The following is a 21,126-nucleotide window of genomic DNA, read 5'->3' as shown; positions in this document are numbered from 1 at the left end:
CCCGGCGAAGCGGTGACGATTTCGTCGGCGCACCGCATACTTGCGCGCAGTTGGCTATGCTGCTGACAGCATGACGCTGGTTCATTTCCGAGGGATGCTCAATGTTTTACGTGCAACGCGATGCGCAAGGCCAGTTGATTCGCGTGGAAGCCGCGGCGTACGCCGAGGCCACGGAAACGCTGCCGGCCGACCACCATGAAATCCAGGCGTGGTACGCCAACGAAGCCGTGGAAAACAGCCTCAAACAGCTCAAGCAGAGCGACTTTGAAATGATTCGGGTACTCGACGACCTGATTCAGGTGCTGACCCAGAAAGGCGTGATCCGCGTTACCGATCTGCCGCCGGCGGCGCAGGCCAAATTGATGGATCGGACCCAAGCGCGGGAAGCGTTGGGTGGGTTGAGTCAGCTCATTGATGAAGATGAAGGCGGCTTGATTTAGAAGCAAAAGATCGCAGCCTTCGGCAGCTCCTACAGGAAACGCATTCCAATGTAGGAGCTGCCGAAGGCTGCGATCTTTTCGCTTTCAAATCTTGAGATTTACTTCCAGGGCTTCGGCTCACCGAGCAACTGCCCCTGAACCCCATACAGCCCCATCTCGCGAATCACCGACAACTCCCCTTCCGTCTCCACCCGCTCGGCAATCAACGGCAGATCAATACTGTGCGCCGCCCGCTGGATTGCCTCGATGAACAGCCGCTTGTCACTCTCCTGATCAATCGCCCGAATGTAGCTGCCATCGATCTTCAAGTACGCCAGCCCCAGCCGCGCCAGGTTGCCGATCATGCTGAAACGCCCGCCGAAGCGCTGCAGGCTCAGCGAGAAACCCAGTTCGCGCAGACGCCGGGTCAACTGCTCCAGCACCGCTTGTTCCGGCAACTGCTCTTCGCCGATTTCCAGGGTCAGGCGTTCGCCGAGATTGGAATGCGCACGCAGGATCTCGAATACTTTGTTCAATGCCTGCGGATCGGCCAGGGTCGCCGAGGACAGGTTCAGCGCCAGCGAGTCTTCATGTTCTTTCATCTGCTCCAGTACGCGTTCGAGCATCAAGCGATCCAGTCGCGCGGTCCAGCCAAAGCGTTCCAGCCACGGCAGGAAACGCCCGGCGGGAATGGTCTGGCCTTGATCATCGAGCAAGCGCGACAGCACTTTGTAATGCAGCACCAATTGCGTGTCCTGAGCGGCCACCACCGGTTGGAAGTACAGCTCAAACCGCTGCTGACTCAACGCCTGATCGAGCAAGCGATGCCAGGCGTGGTGATCGTCGCCGACATCCGCCGTGAGGCTTTGATCAATGCACGCCCAGTTCTGTTCGCCCTGCCCTTCAGCTTGCGCCAGCGCCTGATCGCCGAGCGTCAGCACCGCTTGCGGCGAGTCGCCGTGAACGAATGGCGCCAGGCCGATAGAGGCCACCGCCGGCACATCGGTCGCACCCGTAGCGTGCAGACTGCTCAGGGCGCTGTCGAGGTTCTGTGCCAGTTGCAACGCTTCCTCACGCACCAGCCCCGGCGCCAGCACGGCGAACTCACCGCCGCGAATACGGGTGACGAGGTTCTGGGTTTCCGGGTATTTGGCGCATTCGCGGGACAGTTGCTCGCCGACCGCTTTCAGCAGTTCGTCGGTGCGCTGACCGCCGAGCCGCTGGTTGAGCCCGGCCAGATCCTTGACCCGCAACAACAGCAGATAACCGGAACTGGCCTGCTCCGGATTGCTCACCCGATTGTTCAGCTGCATTTCGAAATAGCGCCGGTTGGCCAAACCGGTGAGGTTGTCCTGATAGGATTCGGCGCGCAGTTTTTCACTGCGTTCGGCCTGCTCCTGAAACAACGCCTTGAGCTTCTCGACCATCTGATTCATCGCCAGCACCACACGCCGCAACTCAGGCGTGCGCGGCAGCTCCGGCAGGCTGAGAAATTCGCGACGGGCGATGGCGTGGGACTGCTTGACCATGTAATCCAGCGGCTTCAACTGCCGACGCAGCAACAACGCGCCAAGCACCGCACTCAGCGCACCGCAGATCAGCAGCCAGCCAAGGCTGCCCAGCGCGCTCTGCCACAGCTTGGCCACGGCAAACATCGGATGGCTGACCACTTCGACCCGCGCCGCCTGCTCCCAGCCACGGCTGACCAGCGCGTCGCCACCGGCCGGCTCCAGGCCGATCAGTTTGACGAACCAGTCCGGCACATTAGTGACGGCCGGAATGCCGTTGCGCTCAACAATGGTCTGGTCGGTCTTCAGATCGACCACGCGGATGCTCGCGTAATAACCGCTGTCGAAAATCGAGCTGACCAGCAGCTCGACCATCGCCGGGTCGTCGATATTCGGCGTCAGCGACAAGGCCAGCGCCGTCGCGGCGTCCTGGGCGTGTGAACGCAACTGGTTGACGTACTGGGTGCGCGAGCTCTCCAGACTGACCATGAAGCTGCCGGTGAAGGCGACCACCAGGAACAGACAGATAGCGATCAACAGCTGTTTGAACAAAGACATCTGAGCGCGTGCTCCTAGTTAGTCGTCTCGACCGGAAAACCTTCGGCCTGCATTTTTTTCAACACATCCTGCCAGCGCGACAGGCGTTTGGTGTCTCCGACCTTTTTGTTGCCTTTGGCACCCGGCAGATACAGACCTTCTGCATTGAAAGAGTAGACCGGTAGCAAATCGGTCCTCTGGGCCGCCGGCTGGATCGGATCGATCAGGCTGTCGAGCACCAATGGCATGGCATCGGGAGTGGCATAGTACGTCAGCACCATGTGCGCGCGGTTTTGGCGCAGGGCCTTGACGTAGGTGATGCGCAGCTTGTCGCTGGAAACCCCGAGGTGACGCAGGCTGAAATACTTGGCGATCGCATAGTCTTCGCAGTCGCCGGCACCTTTCCACAAGGCTTCGATAGGGGTTTCCCAATAGTCGACCTCGTGCCAAAGGTCGATATCCTCGACGTAGCGCACCTGTTTGTTGAAAAACAGGTTAACCACTTTGAGCTTTTCCATCTCGCCGACCTGTTTCTGCGTGGCCAACAGGTTTTGCCACGCGTCGATCCGTTGCTGTCCGGCACCCAGCGGTCCGTAAAGTGCTGTAGCTTTGCGGCTGATCGCGGAAAAATCCCAATCGGCATGCAGACCGCCCAGCATGACGCCGGCCAGCAGCAGTGCGCAGCCTAGCCAGCGCAGAGTCCGGGGGATCGCGAAACATACCGCCACAGCAGGTTTCCAAAGGCAGGAAGGAAAGCGTTTGATGTTGAAGCTTAGCCCGGTAAAAAACAATGGCACCATGAGATCATCGCGACCTCGCTAAACTGATGAAAGGCACTGAACCGTTACACGGTTTGACAACCTGTAGAGCAATCACTAGTGTCTTTTGGATCCAAATCAAGTCGACATACAGGGTGCGTAGTCGTGACACAGAAGCCCAAACCGCTGCACAGCATCAAAGTCGATGGGCCGATTCCCGCACACTTGGCTCGGTCCGTCATCGAAGAAACCTTGCGTGCCGCCATCCTTGATGGGCGTTTGCCATGCGGCACAGCGTTGCGCCAGCAGGATCTGGCAGATCTGTTCGGGGTCAGCCGCATGCCCGTGCGCGAAGCATTGCGCCAGCTCGAAGCGCAGGAATTGTTGAGCGTCACCACGCACAAAGGCGCCGTGGTTGCGCCGTTGATCCAGGGCGATGCCACGGAAACCTACGAGTTGCGGATCCTGCTCGAGTCCGAAGCCTTGCGTCAGTCCATTCCGCGACTGACCGCTGCCGATCACGCACAGGCAGCGAGTTATATCGAAGAGCTCGAGGCCCAACACGACTACACGGAAATCGGCCGGCTCAACCGCTTGTTCCACATGGCGCTGTACAGCAAGGCTCCCAACCAGCGTTTGCTACGGCTGGTCGAGGACGGTCTCAACGAGGAGGAGCGGTTCCTACGCTTCAACCTCGAAGCCATGGGCCTGGGCAAGCTATCCCAGGAGGACCACCGCGCGATGCTGCAAGCGGTCATCGAGCGTGATGTCGATCACTCGATCACATTGCTCGAACAACACCTCAACCGTGGCGTTGACGTCATCACCCGCTATCTCGCCAGCCCTGCCGCCCAAAACCGCAAAGCCGCGCGCTGAAACTTCCACGCCGGGACCAGACCACTGCGTCTGCCCGGCGAATAACCCGCTTACAAATCCCCGCCCCCCCGGCCAGGAATCCACTGGCATATCCACTTCTTCGCTCTAACCTCCCTGCGCCAATCAGCCCGATATTTGCACCCTTCTCGGTGATGAATCGGTAATAGCCGTGGCGGCCTTTTACCCTCACTCTTGAACGGCCAACCCAATAAAGAACGGGCGACGCACCGCACCGTCGGCGCAGTCCCCGCAACAGGAACCTACGGAAGGAGCCTTGTCACGGGAAAAGGAAAGAATCGGCGTCGTTCCGGGCCCACTTTCATCCCCTCAAATAACTTCATTCTCTTTATTAAAAAGTTGCTTCGAGTGAGGCATTCACTCTGTTTATTCGATTTTGGTCTTTATTGACTGAAAGGAGCAACTTCGCCCCAATAAAACTTATAAAAATAGTTTTATCAGGGACTCTCATACTTGAAAAACCGACAACTAAAAATAATCAAAAAATATACTTGTTAAGTTGTTTGGCGATGTATTAGTTTTTCTCCGCCGAGCTTGAACATCCCATTCCAGAAGGGCATAAGCTGAACGCACGACTATATCCGGCACGGCGCACCGCCCGATTACTGTGCAGTTCTACGAAGACCAACAGTGTAACTTCACTGATTTTCATGAGGTTGCCGCTCACCTGGAAAAAGAATAACAAGCCGCTGCTCCATTGATTGCGAAGTTGAAAAATCCGTTCCATTTCATATCAAGGATAAAGGCCCCCTCATGTCTCAGACAAAGCACCAACTCGCCCTGAAAAAAGCCGAACTCAGCGCACACCCGATCTTCGGCGAAATCGATTCATTGACGGTTTTGCAACGTTTTATGGAAACCCACGTATTTGCCGTCTGGGATTTCATGTCGCTGACCAAACGCCTGCAACAGGAACTGACTTGCACTCGTCTACCCTGGTTGCCGCCGCGCGATCCGCATGCCGCCCGCCTGATTAACGAGATTGTCCTCGGTGAGGAATCCGACAACCGTTTGAGCCACGGTCATTACAGCCATTTCGAGCTGTACCTGGATGCGATGCGCGAAGTCGGTGCGAGCACCTCGGCCGTGGAACGCTTCGTCGCGCTGCAACAGGAAGGCGTGAGCTATGACGTGGCGCTGCAAAGCGTCGAGGTCGATCCTGCCGCTGCGCAGTTTGTTCGCGATACCTTGCGCATTGCCCTGCATGCACCGGGGCACAGCGTTGCCGCCGCGTTTCTGCATGGCCGCGAAAGTGTGATCCCGACCATGTTCCAGCGAATTCTGGACGACTGGGGCATCGGCATCGAACAGGCGCCGACCTTTCGCTACTACCTGGAGCGGCACATTGAGGTCGACTCCGAGGATCATGGCCCGGCGGCAGAACACTTGCTTGAGCGTCTGGTCGATGGCGACCCGCAGCGCGAAGCCGAGGTCTACGCCAGCGCCATCGCCGCGGTCGAAAGCCGCATCGCCCTGTGGGACGGCCTGCGCGTGAGCATGCGCGAACCCTTGGCGGAGGTGGCCCAATGAACGCCGCCGACTATCAATCGTTCGCCGATGCCTGGGAAAGCCGCGCGACTATCCGCACTCGCCCGCGCCGCGTATTGGAAAACGACGAACGCCTGATCTATCCGCTCAGTCGACAACCGCTGGTGCTCAGCGAAACCTTTCTGCGCGAGTGCCCGCAGCAGCGTGATTTCGCTCTGGTGCAGACGCTGTATAAGTTCATCAACGACGTGGTGATTTTCGAGACCGAGATCGTCGACAAAACCGCGCGCAGCATCGCCAAGAACCGCTTTGCCGTCGCGTTTCCTTTCGCTTGCCGTTATGACGCGATGACCGTCGTGGTCGATGAGGATTACCACGCCCTGGTGGCGATGGATTTCATGCAGCAAACGGTGGCCATGACCGGCATCGAGCCGATTCAGCTACCCGACGAAATCGAGTTGAGCCGGGCAATTCCGACGGCCGTGGCACTGGCGCCGGAGCACCTGCGCAGCGTTGTGGAGCTGATCTGTGTGGCCATCGCCGAGAACACCGTGACCGGCGACGTCGCAGCGTTCGCCCGGGACGATACGGTCAAGCCATCGATCAAGGGCCTGATGGCCGACCACCTGCTCGACGAGGGCCGCCACTCCAGTTTCTGGGCGCGGATGGTGCGCATCTATTGGCACACCGCCAGCGACGCAGATCGCGCAACCATCGCGCAGATCCTGCCGGTGTTCATCGGCCATTACCTGACCAACGACATCCAGAAATCCTTCGACCTGCGCCTGATCGACGCCCTGCCGGTCAGTGAGGCCACGCGTAGCTCGCTCCGGGACGAAATCGCCGGCCTGGCCTTCCCGATCAATCGCCATCACCCGTTGGTGGGCAACATCGTCAAGTTCTTCCACAACAGTTCGCTGCTCGACACGCCGTGCGTGCAGCACGCCCTGCGCGACTACCTGGTTTGAGGAGGCCGACATGAAACGTCTCGACATTTTGCTGATGGGCGCCAGCCAGGCCATGACCGACCTGGCGCAGGAACTTGAACAACACGGGCATACATTGACGCGCAGTGGCGCGGCGAAATCGACGGTGGATTTGATCATCGACGATGGCTTCATTGCCGCCGGCGATTTCTGCGCAATCCCACACCTGCATCTGCGTTTAGGTATCGGTGCGCAAAGCGTTGCAGGTTTGCCGACACTCGATCTGCTGTGTTTCCTCGGCTCGTCGCTGATCAGCCGAGTGCCCATTGGCGATGAGCCGTCCGGCAACGGTCAGGCACTGCGACAAAGGGTGCTGGCGCAGGTGGTGGACGAGGTTTCATTGCTGGTCAGCCGCTACTCCCGCGACACGGACTACTTCCAGCAGGCCGCTACGGTGACTGCGCCGGATTTCGAACGGATGGAAAACCTGCTGTTCCTCGACAGCCAGGCCTACGTCCATCGCCTCAACGCCACGGCGAATCCGGCGCTGCTGCAACAGGCACAAATCCCGCTGATCGAGCGCTTGCAACAGAGCCTGATCAATCACGCCGAGCGACCAGCGCTGCACCTCGCCGAACAGACGATCAGCTATCGCCAGTTACACGCCCATAGCCGGGCGATTCAACAGCGTTTGCAGTCCCTGCTCGAGCAGCATTCACAACCGTGGGTGGTCGGCATCTGCCTGCCGAAAAGCCCTGCGCTGTTCGCCTCGATTCTGGCGATTCTCGGCAGCGGCGCGGTGTACCTGCCGCTGGAACCGAGCCACCCGTTGCAGCGTCAGCAATACATTCTGGAGAACGCCGGCGCCTTGCTGTTACTGCATGACGGTTTGCATCCGCTCAGCGAATCGATACCGGGGCTGGATGTCAGCCGTATCGACAGCCTCGACGCCGACCTCTCGCAACCTCTGATGCGCCAGCGTCCCGAACTCGACGCACCGTGCATGGCGCTCTACACCTCGGGCACCACCGGACACCCGAAGGGTGTGCTGCTCAGTCAAGCGAACCTCGCGCACTTCACTGCGTGGTACGCCGACTACACGCAAATGGAGGCCGAGAGTCGGGTGTTGCAGTTCTCTTCGCTGAGTTTCGACTCGTCGCTGATAGACATCTTCCCGACCCTGCTCATGGGTGCCGAACTGGTGGTGCCCGATGACACGCAACGGCGCGATCCGCTGCAGCTGGTCGCACTGATCCGCCGCCGACAATTGACCCACGCCTTCCTGCCGCCAGCACTGTTGAGCATCCTGCCGCTGGAGCAACTGCAAGGCGTGCAACACGTGATGACCGGCGGTGATGTCTGCGAGCCATTCGTCATCGAGCAACTCACGCGTCAGGGCAAACTCCACAACCTCTACGGCCCCACCGAAGCCACGGTGCTGATCACCGCCCGGCAACTCAAACCCGGTGACAGCAACCGTACTCTCGGCGCCCCGATCGCCAACAGCCAGGTGCTGATTCTCGATGATGATCTGCAACCGGTGATCGAGCAGACCGTGGGCGAACTTTTCATCGTCGGCCCCGGTGTCTGCCTCGGTTACCTGAACAATCCGCAGCAGACCGCCGAGCGCTATCTGACCCTGAATCTGCCCGACGGCCAGCAGTTGCGCGCTTACCGCAGCGGCGACATGGCCAAATGGGGCGAGCACGGCATCGAGCTGTGCGGGCGGCGCGACAATCAGGTGAAGATCCGCGGTTTCCGGGTCGAGCCGGAAGAGATCGAGCGCTGCCTGCGCGAGAGCCAGTTGTACCGACAAATCGCCGTGGTGATCGACAGTCAGCGGCGGATTCTGGCGTTCCTCGCCCAGCCGCAATCGGACGCTGCCCGCGATGCACTGAAGGCCCATGCCCAGCAGTTTCTGCCGGACTACATGCAACCGGTGGCATGGACTGAATTGCCGAGCATGCCGTTCGCCAGCAATGGCAAGGTCGACCGCAAAGCGCTGCTGGAACTGCCGGTGAACATGCAGGACAGCGGCCCGAAATGCCTGCCGGCAAACGAGGACGAAGCGCTGCTGCTGGCAATCTGGGCCGAGTTGCTGGAGCTGCCAACCAGCGACATTTCCACCGACGAAAGCTTCTTCAATCTCGGTGGTCACTCGATTCTGCTGTCGCGGATGTTGCTGCGCCTGCGTGAAGAGTTCGGCCGCAGTATCTCGATCAACCGCTTCATCGAACTGCCGACCATTATCAAACTCGCGACCCTGGTACGCGGCACCGATGACAGCGCTGTGCTCAGCGCCCAGGCCATGGCCGATGCTGAACGAGCGCTGGATATCGAGCCGCTATCGATCAGTCGCATGGGCGACGTGCACAAGGTGATTGTCACCGGCGCCAACAGCTTTGTCGGCGTGCACATCGTCGAGGCGCTGCTCGGCTGGGGCGCCAGCGAAGTGGCGTGTCTGGTGCGCGACGGTGATGGGCAAACGGCGGCGCAACGCTTTGCTCAGGCACTGCGTGAGAACCGCCTCGAACATCTGGATCTGAGTCGGGTGCGCGTTTACGCAGCTGACATCTGCCGCCCGCAACTGGGCCTGACCGACGCCGATTATCAGCGGCTGGATCACGAGTTCGGCGCACTGGTGCACAACGCTGCCAACGTCAATCACGTACTCGATTACGAGTCACTGGCGGCGGACAACGTCGAGCCGATTTTCGAACTGCTGCGCCTGTGCGAAGGGCGCAGCAAAAAGGTCTTCAATTTCGTCTCGACGCTGTCGGCTTCAAGCACTGTTGACGCCGAGGGGCGCGTGCTGGAGTTGCCCGCCGCAACAACGCCACCGATCTACATTCGCAACGGTTACAACCTGTCGAAATGGGTGGGCGAACGCATCCTCGAACGGGCGCGCGAACGCGGGGTGCGGGTCAATCTGTATCGCCCCGGCAACATCAGTTTCAACAGCCTCAGCGGCGTCTGCCAGCCGCACAAAAACCGCTTGATGCTGATGCTCAAAGGTTCGATCCAGCTTGGCCAGGTACCGGCCTTCGCGCTGAACTTCGACCTGATGCCGGTGGACTTTCTCGCCCGCTTCATTGCCTTCCACGCCAGCCGTTATTCGGCGCAGCGCGCAGTGTTCAACCTACACAACCCTGAGCCACTGAGCTGGGATGCCTATGTCGCCTCGTTCCGCGAAACCGGCAGCAAGTTCTCGCTGGTCAGCGTCGCCGACTGGCAGCAGCAACTGGGGCGAGTCGATGCCGACAACGCGCTGTTCGGCGTGCTCGGTTTCTACCTCAACGGCTTCGAGGAAGACATCGGCGACATCTCCCTGATCGGCCACGCCAACGCCGAGGCCGGCGTCCAGCAGATGGGCGCGCACTACCCGGAAAAATCCCCGGCGCTGCTGCGTCGCGGCTGCGATTACCTGAAAGAAATCAACTTCATCTAGTTCATCACAAAGGAGCAACACCATGAGCACTCTGCAACCCGACACCTTGATCAAAAACCCTCACGGCTGCCACGTTGTATCTTCGGTAGAGGTGCCGATGGACGCCGCGCAAGTCTGGGCAGTGGTCGGCAACTTCGGCGGTTTCGATCAATTCATCCCGGCGCTGTCGCACATTGAATTGACCGGCGAGGGCGTGTCCTCGCTGCGCAAGAAATTCTTCAAGGACGGCAACGTAGTGGTCGAGCAACTCAACTCCCGCGATGAGCATGCGCGGAGCATGACCTGGACAACGATCTACAACACCTTGGGCGTGGCCAATCTGTGGGCGGCGATGAATGTGGAGTCGTTGGGTGCGGGGAAGTCGCGGGCGACCTGGACGATCGTTGCCGAGCCTGCCAGCGGTGGGGCCGAAGCGTTGCCGGGGTTCAAGGATTTTGTGCAGGGGTTTGCGGATGATGCGATGGGGAATGTGTTGAAGATTTTTGTTTAAGGCATTGGTTTGGCGGTGACTCAGCCACCGCTATCGCTGGCAAGCCAGCTCCCACAAGGTCCAAGTCGGTCACAAATTTCGTGTTCGCCAAGAACCCTGTGGAAGCGGGCTTGCCCGCGATGAACGATAACGCGGTCTGACTTCAGGTCAGATCTTGAAGCTGTCCACCAGTTGCTTCAGGCGATTGGCCTGCTGCGACAACGCATCACAATCCTTCAACGTTTCGTTGAGGTTGGCCACGCTCTGCTGGTTCAACAGGTTGATCTGATTAACGTCAACGTTGAGGGTTTCCACCACCGCCGTCTGCTCTTCAGTGGCGGCTGCCACCGACTGGTTCATGCCGTCGATTTCGCCGATGCGCTGGGTCACGCTGACCAGGCGCAAACCGGCCTGGTTGGCCACTTCAACGCTCTGCTCGCTGGACGCCTGACTGGCGTTCATGGTGGTCACGGCCTCACGCGACCCGACCTGCAACGAAGTGATCATCTTGTGGATCTCTTCCGCCGATTCCTGGGTGCGATGGGCAAGGTTACGCACCTCATCCGCCACCACCGCAAAACCACGCCCGGCTTCACCAGCGCGGGCCGCTTCGATCGCGGCGTTGAGCGCCAACAGGTTGGTCTGCTGCGAGATGCCTTTGATCACATCGAGGATGTGGCCGATGTTGTCAGTGCTGGCATTCAGGGTTTCGATCTGGGTGCACGACAGACTGATCTTCTGCGACAACTCGGTCATCGCCAGAATGGTTTGCTCAACCACTTGGCGACCGTCATCGGCCTGCTCGCTCGCGCCGCTGGCGTGCTGCGAAGCATCGGCGGCGTTGCGGGCGATTTCCTGAGTGGCGGCGCCCAGTTCGTTGATCGCGGCAGCCACGCTGTTGGTGCGCGCACTTTGCTCGTCGGAGCCGACGATGGAAGCGTTGGACGACGCCATCACCCGTTGCGACAGGTCATGAACCTGCCGGGTTGCCGATGACACTTCAGAAATCGACGCGTGAATCCGCTCAACGAACTGGTTGAACGAGCTGCCCAGTTCGCCGAATTCGTCTTTGCTTTCTACGACCAGACGACGGGTCAGATCGCCCTCGCCCTGAGCGATGTCCTGCATCGCGCGGCCCATGGTGGTCAGCGGACGCATCAACACGTTGATCAACAGGCTCAACAGCAGCGCAATTGCGCCCACCGCAACGAACATGGCAATCAGTGCCGAGGTACGGAATTGGCTGAGTGCGGCGTAGGCTTTGTCACGATCAATCGACAGACCGATGTACCACTGAGCATTCGGCAAATCGCTGACCGGGGTGAACGACAGGATGCGTTCCTGGCCGTTGAGCAGCACGTTCTGGTTGCCCTTCTCGATGCGTACGCTGGAGTTCGGATAGATGTCCTTCAGGTTCTTCATCACCTGATCTTTGTCCGGGCTGACGATCACCTGACCATCGGCGCTAACCAGGAACGCGTGGCCGAGGCCACCGAAGTCCACCGAGTTGATGATCTTTACCAGGGTTTCCAGGCTCAGGTCACCGCCGACCACGCCGAGCAGTTCGCCGTTCTTTTTCACCGGCATGGCGATGGTCACCACCAGACCACCGACCGCCGCCATGTAAGGCGGCGTCAGCATGGTTTTATCGGCGGCGACCGCTTGCTTGTACCAAGGACGCTGACGCGGATCGTAACCGTCCGGCATCTTCGCGTCAGGGCGCTGGGTGAATACACCGTTAGCCTGGCCGACGTAGGTGAACTGGAAGTTCGAGGTGAAGGCCGGTTGATCAACCAGGCCCGGGAAATCGGCGTCCTTGCCCTGATGAGCAACGTTCTGCGCAAGGTTTTCCAACACCAGAATCCGCCCGCTCATCCAGTTCTGCACGCTGCTGGCGGTCAGATCACCGGCCTGCTGCACGGAGGACTGGAGGTTCTGGCGAATGGTGTTTCGCTGCAGATAGTCGTTGTAGAGGGTGAATAAAGCGAAAGCCAGGACCACGACGCCCGAGGCGGCCAACAGGATTTTATGGCTGAACTTGAGATTCATTTCATGGGACTTCTTATGCAAAAGTGGGGATGCGTTCCGGGATGCAACATTCCATGTACAGCGCAGGCAGCGTTCTTCTGGCTGCTCTGATTTGGTGCACGCATGTCTCACCAGTCTGTCGGCACGAGTCGGAGAAATCTTAGGGCTGTGCGGGAAATGGATGGCATTTGCGGACGATTCCCGCCGAACGGCGTGCTAGAGCGTCCGCGGCACAGTTTTTTTGTCTAATGCCCTGGCGACAGTTGCAAATTCTGTAACCCTTGATGACAATGCGACTAATTATCATTTGTGACGTTCGCGTTCATGTCTTCCCCTGAGTTTGCAGTACAGGCGCTCTACAGTAGTCATCACGGTTGGCTCAACGCCTGGCTGCGTTCGAGGCTGGGCAACGCAGCGGATGCGGCGGATCTGGCGCAGGACACCTTCGTGCGTCTGCTGCAACGCACCGAACGCCTCGAACTCAAAGCTCCCCGCGCCTTCCTGCGCACCATTGCGCGTGGCCTGGTGATCGATCAATGGCGCCGTGAAGAGATCGAACGCGCTTATCTGGAAACTATCGCCCATCTCCCCGAAGCCGAAACGCCGAGCGCCGAAGCCTGCGCGTTGGTGATCGAGTTGCTGGAAAGCATTGCGCGCATGCTTGAAGGACTGAAACCGAAAGTGCGTCAGGCATTTCTCCTGGCGCAGTGCGAAGGCTTGACCCACAAGCAGATTGCCGAGCAGATGGGCTTGTCTCTGCGTTCGGTGGAACGCTACGTCGCCGATGCGCTGTACCACTGCTATGTGCTGCGGTACACAAGCTGATGCCTGTGGATAACGCCTCTCTCGCCCGACGCGCCGCGCCGCGACAAGACGTGGTTAAACAGGCCATTCACTGGCTGCTGCGGCTGCGCAACAACCACGGTAATTCGCGTTTGAACCGTCAGTGTGAACAGTGGCGCGCCGAACATTACGAGCATGAATTGGCGTGGCAACGGGTGCAGTCGCTGCAAGCCGAATTGAGCAACAACCTGCGCGCGGTTCCCGGTGCGCAAGTGGCATTCAACACCCTGGAAAACAGTGCGCAGGGTTTGGGTCGACGCCAGGCGTTGAAGCTTCTGTCTGGCGCGTTGTTGATGGGCTCCGCCGCATGGCTGGCCAAGGACACTTCGGCGTGGCAGCAGTGGAGCGCAGATTACGCCACGGCCACTGGCGAGCGTCGCGGCATTCAGTTGCCGGATGGCACTCGGATCGAACTAAACACCGCGAGCGCGGTGGATCTTGCTTACACGGCGCAGCAACGGTTGATCAAACTGACCCGCGGCGAAATCATCGTCACCTGTGGCGGTGCCGACGAGGAGACTTCATCCGATCGGCCGCTGCAAATACACAGTCGGCATGCTGTTTACGAACCACAGAATGCGCGGTTCATCCTGCGTCAGGACAGCGATTGCATGCGGCTGAGTGTCACCAGCGGCCGTGTCGCCATTCGCTCCGGCGACACCTCGATTGAAGCAATCGCGGGACAGAGCTATCTGATTGATCATTATCAAGTACGTCGGGCACCTCCGCTGGATATGGATCTCGGCGCCTGGGCCGACGGCTTGATCGTCACACGCAACATGCGCCTGGGCGATTTCCTCCGCGAAGTCGGGCGTTATCGTCAGGGTTTTCTGAACTGCGCGTCGGACGTGGCTGATTTGCGCTTGTCCGGCGTCTTCCGTCTGGAGGATACCGACAAGCTGCTGGCGATCCTGCCGCAGACCCTGCCGGTGCAACTGCGTTATCGCACCCGCTGGTGGGTGACCCTGGAACGTGTGTCCTGAATTTATTTTGGCGGGTTTTCGCAGCAAGTCCGGCTTAGTCAGTAAGCACGTCTACTCAGCCTTCGCGACTTACTACGGAAACCCACAATGACTGTTCGCGCCACCTGTAAGAACCCTCTGAATTTCACTGTCGAATCGGGCTTGTTGCGCCACGCGGTTCGGGCCGCGTTGTTTTCTACTGCATTGGGCGTTGGTCTACTGCCTGCCTGGAGTATGGCGGCCAGTATCGGTGGCGGTGGGGTCAGCCAACGCTACAACGTCACATCCGGGCCGTTAGGCGAAGCTTTGAATCAGTTTGCACGCCAAGCCGGCATCACCTTGTCGATGACGCCACAGCAAATTCAGGGCCGGCAATCACCGGGGGTTCAAGGTGAATATTCGACCAATCAAGCGCTGAGTCATTTGCTCGGCGGCTCGGGTCTGGAAGCGGTCAGTCGGGATGGCAGCAGCTATGTGTTGCATCCGGTGGCCGAAACCGAAGCGCTGGCCTTGCCGACCACGGATATCAGAGGCTTTGCGCTCGGTAACGCACTGGGCAGCATGGACGGCTACAACGCCACCCACAGCCAGATTGCCACCAAAACCAGTGCCGCACTGCTGGAAACCTCGCAAAGCGTGTCTGTGGTCACTCGTGAGCAAATGGACGACCAAGGCTCGCAGACGGTTTCCCAGACAATGCGCTATACACCGGGCGTGTTGACCAACCCGTATGGCGCCACGCACCGTTACGACTACGTGGCAATGCGCGGCTTCAACGACGGGTCGGTGGATAACCTCTACCTCGACGGTCTCAAGTCGATGGGCGACAGCGGCACCTACAGCACCATGCAGGTCGATCCGTATTTCCTTGAGCGCGTGGATATTCTCAAAGGCCCGTCGTCGGTTTTGTACGGGCGTAGCTCACCGGGCGGGCTGGTGGCACTGACCAGCAAGAAACCTCTTTACGATGCTTACCATCAGGTACAAGCCACCGTCGGTACGCAAGGACAGCGCGGTGTCGGTTTTGACTTCAGCGGCCCGGTCGATGACGACAAGCGCATAGCCTATCGTCTGACCGGTTTGACGGATCAGTCCGACACGCAATTCGACCACAACAAAGAGAAACGCTTCGCCCTCGCGCCGACCCTCAGCATTGATTTCAGTGAAGACACTTCGCTGACCTTGCAGGCGTATCTGCAACACGACCCAGATGGCGGTTACCACGGGGGCGTGCCGGCCGACGGCACGATCCATCAGCGCAACGGAAACCGGATCTCGTCGCACTTCTTTGAAGGCGAGCCGGGTATCGATGGCTTTTCTCGTGATCAGCAGTCATTCGGCTATCAGTTCGAACATCGCTTCAACGATGTCTTCACGGCGCGACAGAACTTCCGTTATCTCGACTCCAAAGTGAACATTGATCAGGTCTACGCCTATGGCTGGAGTTCACCGACCAGTAACGAACTGAATCGCTACTACACCGGTGGTGATGAACGCCTGCATGCGTTTATCGTCGACAACATGCTTCAGGCCGAATTTTTCACCGGTGCGACCAAGCACACGGTGCTGATGGGTATGGATTATCAGCGGCGCAAAACCGTGGTCGACTGGACCAGCGGCGGGCTCGCTCCGATCAACGCTTTTAACCCGGTTTATGGCAACTCGGCGATCGATATGTACGGCGCGACCAGCTATCGGCGTCGCCTGGAGCAGACCGGCGTCTACCTGCAAGACCTGATCGAGATGGACAAATGGCGCTTCTCGCTGGGCCTGCGTCAGGATTGGGTCGAGACGTCTGACGAGAACCGTATTGCTGAAGCTGGGCGTCCGGCAGGCACAGAAATCAACGACCGACGCACCAAACTGACTGGCCGCGCAGGCGCGTTGTATCTGTTCGATACCGGCTTGGCGCCCTACATCAGCTACTCCGAGTCGTTCAACCCTAACTCCTATGCCGACAGCACGGGTAACCCGTTAGCGCCGACCGATGGCACACAGTGGGAAGTGGGCTTGAAGTATCAGCCACCGGGAACTGACAACCTGTTCACTGCGGCGCTATTCCGCATCGATCAGGAGAACCTGGCAACCAAACTGCCGCAGGAAAACTTCTATCGGCCTGTAGGCGCTGTCCGCTCCCAAGGCGTGGAGCTGGAAGCGCACATGCAACTGACCCATAACTTGGAAGTCCTCGGCAGCTACACCTTCACTGACATCGAATACTCGAAGTCGATGGTCAGCACGCTGAGCACAGCGACCGACGTGATCGAAAACAAAGGCAACTCGCCGACACAGGCGCCTCGGCACATGGCGTCGTTGTGGGCTGACTATAAGTTCGACAGCGCGGCGTTCGATGGTCTGCGATTGGGCGGTGGTGTGCGTTATGTCGGCTACAGTTGGGCGGATGCTGAAAACACCCTGAAGGTGCCGTCCTATACATTGTTTGACGCTTCAATCGGCTATGACCTGGGCAAAGTCGGTTTGAAGGGCGTTGACGTACGCCTGAATGCGAACAATCTGACCAACGAGTCCTACGTGGCCTCCTGCGCCAGCCTGAACTTCTGCTACATGGGCGAAGAGCGCAACGTGGCCGCGACAGTCAGCTACCAATTCTAAGCCATTACCTTATCAGCAAGGCTCGCAAAGTTGTTTGACCGTCTACTTTTAGCAAGCCGTTAAACGAGAAAACCCCTGTCTGCGTTAGCAGACAGGGGTCTCGGAATTCAATCTTGACGATGACCTACTCTCACATGGGGAAACCCCACACTACCATCGGCGATGCATCGTTTCACTGCTGAGTTCGGGATGGGATCAGGTGGTTCCAATGCTCTATGGTCGTCAAGAAATTCTGTATCTGGCCCGTCAACACGGTAACAAGCCAGCAAAAATAGGAACTTCTACTAAAACAAAACCCCAACTGCTTTCGCAATTGGGGTTTCGGAATTTAATCTTGACGATGACCTACTCTCACATGGGGAAACCCCACACTACCATCGGCGATGCATCGTTTCACTACTGAGTTCGGGATGGGATCAGGTGGTTCCAACGCTCTATGGTCGTCAAGAAATTCGGGTACTGAGTCGTGACTAGTTGGTCTCGCTTCAGCAAATTGGGTATGTGACAGCTTTCGGTGTTTGTGAACATCGAACTTTCGGTTCGTTTCGTCTTCACACACCGCAACTTGGCCTTTCGACGCAAATTGCTTGGGTGTTATATGGTCAAGCCTCACGGGCAATTAGTATTGGTTAGCTCAACGCCTCACAGCGCTTACACACCCAACCTATCAACGTCGTAGTCTTCGACGGCCCTTCAGGGAACTCAAGGTTCCAGTGAGATCTCATCTTGAGGCAAGTTTCCCGCTTAGATGCTTTCAGCGGTTATCTTTCCCGAACATAGCTACCCGGCAATGCCACTGGCGTGACAACCGGAACACCAGAGGTTCGTCCACTCCGGTCCTCTCGTACTAGGAGCAGCCCCTCTCAAATCTCAAACGTCCACGGCAGATAGGGACCGAACTGTCTCACGACGTTCTAAACCCAGCTCGCGTACCACTTTAAATGGCGAACAGCCATACCCTTGGGACCGGCTTCAGCCCCAGGATGTGATGAGCCGACATCGAGGTGCCAAACACCGCCGTCGATATGAACTCTTGGGCGGTATCAGCCTGTTATCCCCGGAGTACCTTTTATCCGTTGAGCGATGGCCCTTCCATACAGAACCACCGGATCACTAAGACCTACTTTCGTACCTGCTCGACGTGTCTGTCTCGCAGTCAAGCGCGCTTTTGCCTTTATACTCTACGACCGATTTCCGACCGGTCTGAGCGCACCTTCGTACTCCTCCGTTACTCTTTAGGAGGAGACCGCCCCAGTCAAACTACCCACCATACACTGTCCTCGATCCGGATAACGGACCTGAGTTAGAACCTCAAAGTTGCCAGGGTGGTATTTCAAGGATGGCTCCACGCGAACTGGCGTCCACGCTTCAAAGCCTCCCACCTATCCTACACAAGCAAATTCAAAGTCCAGTGCAAAGCTATAGTAAAGGTTCACGGGGTCTTTCCGTCTAGCCGCGGATACACTGCATCTTCACAGCGATTTCAATTTCACTGAGTCTCGGGTGGAGACAGCGCCGCCATCGTTACGCCATTCGTGCAGGTCGGAACTTACCCGACAAGGAATTTCGCTACCTTAGGACCGTTATAGTTACGGCCGCCGTTTACCGGGGCTTCGATCAAGAGCTTCGCGTTAGCTAACCCCATCAATTAACCTTCCGGCACCGGGCAGGCGTCACACCCTATACGTCCACTTTCGTGTTTGCAGAGTGCTGTGTTTTTAATAAACAGTCGCAGCGGCCTGGTATCTTCGACCGGCATGAGCTTACGGAGCAAGTCCTTCACCCTCACCGGCGCACCTTCTCCCGAAGTTACGGTGCCATTTTGCCTAGTTCCTTCACCCGAGTTCTCTCAAGCGCCTTGGTATTCTCTACCCAACCACCTGTGTCGGTTTGGGGTACGGTTCCTGGTTACCTGAAGCTTAGAAGCTTTTCTTGGAAGCATGGCATCAACCACTTCGTCATCTAAAAGATGACTCGTCATCAGCTCTCGGCCTTAAGATCCCGGATTTACCTAAGATCTCAGCCTACCACCTTAAACTTGGACAACCAACGCCAAGCTGGCCTAGCCTTCTCCGTCCCTCCATCGCAATAACCAGAAGTACAGGAATATTAACCTGTTTTCCATCGACTACGCTTTTCAGCCTCGCCTTAGGGACCGACTAACCCTGCGTCGATTAACGTTGCGCAGGAAACCTTGGTCTTTCGGCGTGGGTGTTTTTCACACCCATTGTCGTTACTCATGTCAGCATTCGCACTTCTGATACCTCCAGCAAGCTTCTCAACTCACCTTCACAGGCTTACAGAACGCTCCTCTACCGCATCACCCGAAGGTGATACCCGTAGCTTCGGTGTATGGTTTGAGCCCCGTTACATCTTCCGCGCAGGCCGACTCGACTAGTGAGCTATTACGCTTTCTTTAAAGGGTGGCTGCTTCTAAGCCAACCTCCTAGCTGTCTAAGCCTTCCCACATCGTTTCCCACTTAACCATAACTTTGGGACCTTAGCTGACGGTCTGGGTTGTTTCCCTTTTCACGACGGACGTTAGCACCCGCCGTGTGTCTCCCATGCTCGGCACTTGTAGGTATTCGGAGTTTGCATCGGTTTGGTAAGTCGGGATGACCCCCTAGCCGAAACAGTGCTCTACCCCCTACAGTGATACATGAGGCGCTACCTAAATAGCTTTCGAGGAGAACCAGCTATCTCCGAGCTTGATTAGCCTTTCACTCCGATCCACAGGTCATCCGCTAACTTTTCAACGGTAGTCGGTTCGGTCCTCCAGTTAGTGTTACCCAACCTTCAACCTGCCCATGGATAGATCGTCCGGTTTCGGGTCTATTCCCAGCGACTAGACGCCCTATTAAGACTCGCTTTCGCTACGCCTCCCCTATTCGGTTAAGCTCGCCACTGAAAATAAGTCGCTGACCCATTATACAAAAGGTACGCAGTCACAGAACAAAGTCTGCTCCCACTGCTTGTACGCATACGGTTTCAGGATCTATTTCACTCCCCTCTCCGGGGTTCTTTTCGCCTTTCCCTCACGGTACTAGTTCACTATCGGTCAGTCAGTAGTATTTAGCCTTGGAGGATGGTCCCCCCATATTCAGACAAAGTTTCTCGTGCTCCGTCCTACTCGATTTCATGACTAAGAGATTTTCGCGTACAGGGCTATCACCCACTATGGCCGCACTTTCCAGAGCGTTCCGCTAATCTCAAAGCCACTTAAGGGCTAGTCCCCGTTCGCTCGCCACTACTAAGGGAATCTCGGTTGATTTCTTTTCCTCAGGGTACTTAGATGTTTCAGTTCCCCTGGTTCGCCTCTTGCACCTATGTATTCAGTACAAGATAACCATCTTATGATGGCTGGGTTCCCCCATTCAGACATCTCCGGATCAAAGTCTGTTTGCCGACTCCCCGAAGCTTTTCGCAGGCTACCACGTCTTTCATCGCCTCTGACTGCCAAGGCATCCACCGTATGCGCTTCTTCACTTGACCATATAACCCCAAGCAATCTGGTTATACTATGAAGACGACATTCGCCGAAAATTCGATAATACTCAATTCAGAGTAACTCACAAATTTTACCTTAGCCTGATCCGTTACCAGTGAAAGTAACGTTCAGTCTATCTTTCTATCACATACCCAAATTTTTAAAGAACGATCTAATCAAAGACTAGAAATCAACATTCATCATCACACTGATGGAATGCTCATTTCTAAGCTTTCAAAACTTCAGAAGCAGTAGTGGTGGAGCCAAGCGGGATCGAACCGCTGACCTCCTGCGTGCAAGGCAGGCGCTCTCCCAGCTGAGCTATGGCCCCGTATTCTCTACAGGCGTTTCCCACACAAAATTGGTGGGTCTGGGCAGATTCGAACTGCCGACCTCACCCTTATCAGGGGTGCGCTCTAACCAACTGAGCTACAGACCCAATTTCGGGCTGCTTCTTATCGTCTTCTTCAATGAATCAAGCAATTCGTGTGGGAACTTATGGAGCAGCTGATGTCGTCGATTAAGGAGGTGATCCAGCCGCAGGTTCCCCTACGGCTACCTTGTTACGACTTCACCCCAGTCATGAATCACACCGTGGTAACCGTCCTCCCGAAGGTTAGACTAGCTACTTCTGGTGCAACCCACTCCCATGGTGTGACGGGCGGTGTGTACAAGGCCCGGGAACGTATTCACCGCGACATTCTGATTCGCGATTACTAGCGATTCCGACTTCACGCAGTCGAGTT

The 21,126-nt window shown here is 57.5% G+C and carries 12 protein-coding genes, 2 tRNA genes and 4 rRNA genes (1 of these 18 only partly in view); 9 read left to right on the top strand and 9 right to left on the bottom strand.

Annotated features, from left to right (window positions below; translation table 11 throughout):
• Nucleotides 1–101: 101 nt before the first annotated feature.
• Complete coding sequence (locus PSH79_RS00700) at nucleotides 102–440, top strand: hypothetical protein (protein WP_038369138.1); 339 nt, start codon at nucleotides 102–104, stop codon at nucleotides 438–440.
• 98 nt (nucleotides 441–538) lie between these two features.
• Here PSH79_RS00700 and lapD read toward each other — a convergent pair whose 3' ends face one another.
• Nucleotides 539–2,485, bottom strand: coding sequence for a cyclic di-GMP receptor LapD (gene lapD, locus PSH79_RS00695; RefSeq protein ID WP_305440747.1), 1,947 nt, complete (start codon nucleotides 2,483–2,485; stop codon nucleotides 539–541).
• 14 nt (nucleotides 2,486–2,499) lie between these two features.
• Nucleotides 2,500–3,192 (bottom strand): cysteine protease LapG, encoded by a 693-nt coding sequence (gene lapG / locus PSH79_RS00690; protein WP_305443831.1) that lies wholly within the window; start codon nucleotides 3,190–3,192, stop codon nucleotides 2,500–2,502.
• A gap of 195 nt (nucleotides 3,193–3,387) precedes the next feature.
• Here lapG and PSH79_RS00685 point away from each other — a divergent pair, with 195 nt between their 5' ends.
• From PSH79_RS00685 to PSH79_RS00665, 5 genes are all read left to right on the top strand, one after another.
• On the top strand, nucleotides 3,388–4,098 hold the full coding sequence (locus tag PSH79_RS00685) for a GntR family transcriptional regulator (protein WP_305440746.1): 711 nt from the start codon (nucleotides 3,388–3,390) through the stop codon (nucleotides 4,096–4,098).
• A 771-nt stretch (nucleotides 4,099–4,869) separates the two neighbouring features.
• Nucleotides 4,870–5,646: a DUF3050 domain-containing protein gene (locus tag PSH79_RS00680; RefSeq protein ID WP_305440745.1), complete on the top strand. Its 777-nt coding sequence runs from the start codon at nucleotides 4,870–4,872 to the stop codon at nucleotides 5,644–5,646.
• On the top strand, nucleotides 5,643–6,572 hold the full coding sequence (locus PSH79_RS00675) for a diiron oxygenase (RefSeq protein ID WP_305440744.1): 930 nt from the start codon (nucleotides 5,643–5,645) through the stop codon (nucleotides 6,570–6,572). The genes PSH79_RS00680 and PSH79_RS00675 overlap by 4 nt, the downstream gene beginning before the upstream one ends.
• 10 nt (nucleotides 6,573–6,582) lie before the next feature.
• A complete protein-coding gene (locus PSH79_RS00670; protein ID WP_305440743.1) occupies nucleotides 6,583–9,978 on the top strand; it encodes a non-ribosomal peptide synthetase in 3,396 nt (1,131 codons plus the stop codon).
• Nucleotides 9,979–10,000: 22 nt separating this feature from the next.
• Nucleotides 10,001–10,468: an SRPBCC family protein gene (locus PSH79_RS00665; RefSeq protein ID WP_305440742.1), complete on the top strand. Its 468-nt coding sequence runs from the start codon at nucleotides 10,001–10,003 to the stop codon at nucleotides 10,466–10,468.
• A gap of 147 nt (nucleotides 10,469–10,615) precedes the next feature.
• Here PSH79_RS00665 and PSH79_RS00660 read toward each other — a convergent pair whose 3' ends face one another.
• Entirely contained in the window at nucleotides 10,616–12,496 is a 1,881-nt protein-coding gene (locus PSH79_RS00660) for a methyl-accepting chemotaxis protein (RefSeq protein ID WP_305440741.1), read from the bottom strand.
• A 303-nt stretch (nucleotides 12,497–12,799) separates the two neighbouring features.
• Between PSH79_RS00660 and PSH79_RS00655 the strand changes: the two genes are divergently transcribed.
• The 3 genes from PSH79_RS00655 (at nucleotide 12,800) to PSH79_RS00645 (ending at nucleotide 16,893) form a co-directional block, all read left to right on the top strand.
• Nucleotides 12,800–13,300 carry a sigma-70 family RNA polymerase sigma factor gene (locus tag PSH79_RS00655; RefSeq protein ID WP_305440739.1) on the top strand — a complete coding sequence of 167 codons (501 nt, stop codon included), beginning with the start codon at nucleotides 12,800–12,802 and terminating at the stop codon, nucleotides 13,298–13,300.
• Nucleotides 13,300–14,301, top strand: a complete 1,002-nt coding sequence (locus PSH79_RS00650) for a FecR domain-containing protein (RefSeq protein ID WP_305440738.1) — start codon at nucleotides 13,300–13,302, stop codon at nucleotides 14,299–14,301. The genes PSH79_RS00655 and PSH79_RS00650 overlap by 1 nt, the downstream gene beginning before the upstream one ends.
• Before the next feature lie 87 nt (nucleotides 14,302–14,388).
• A complete protein-coding gene (locus PSH79_RS00645; protein ID WP_305440737.1) occupies nucleotides 14,389–16,893 on the top strand; it encodes a TonB-dependent siderophore receptor in 2,505 nt (834 codons plus the stop codon).
• 111 nt (nucleotides 16,894–17,004) lie between these two features.
• Here the strand turns inward: PSH79_RS00645 and rrf (PSH79_RS00640) are convergent.
• From rrf (PSH79_RS00640) to PSH79_RS00615, 6 genes are all read right to left on the bottom strand, one after another.
• A 5S ribosomal RNA gene (gene rrf / locus PSH79_RS00640) occupies nucleotides 17,005–17,120 on the bottom strand.
• A 105-nt stretch (nucleotides 17,121–17,225) separates the two neighbouring features.
• A 5S ribosomal RNA gene (gene rrf, locus PSH79_RS00635) occupies nucleotides 17,226–17,341 on the bottom strand.
• A gap of 150 nt (nucleotides 17,342–17,491) precedes the next feature.
• Nucleotides 17,492–20,385: ribosomal RNA gene (locus PSH79_RS00630) — 23S ribosomal RNA — on the bottom strand.
• Nucleotides 20,386–20,635: 250 nt separating this feature from the next.
• Nucleotides 20,636–20,711: transfer RNA gene (locus PSH79_RS00625), tRNA-Ala, on the bottom strand.
• A 31-nt stretch (nucleotides 20,712–20,742) separates the two neighbouring features.
• A tRNA-Ile gene (locus tag PSH79_RS00620) sits at nucleotides 20,743–20,819 on the bottom strand.
• An 82-nt stretch (nucleotides 20,820–20,901) separates the two neighbouring features.
• Nucleotides 20,902–21,126 (bottom strand): 16S ribosomal RNA (locus tag PSH79_RS00615); it runs 1,311 nt beyond the window's last position.
• The 16S, 23S and 5S rRNA genes sit together here with 2 tRNA genes alongside, the layout of an rRNA operon.

The sequence above is a fragment of the Pseudomonas sp. FP2196 genome (genome assembly GCF_030687715.1).
In the GTDB taxonomy this organism is placed as follows: Bacteria; Pseudomonadota; Gammaproteobacteria; order Pseudomonadales; family Pseudomonadaceae; genus Aquipseudomonas.
This window is presented reverse-complemented; position numbering and strand designations above follow the sequence as displayed.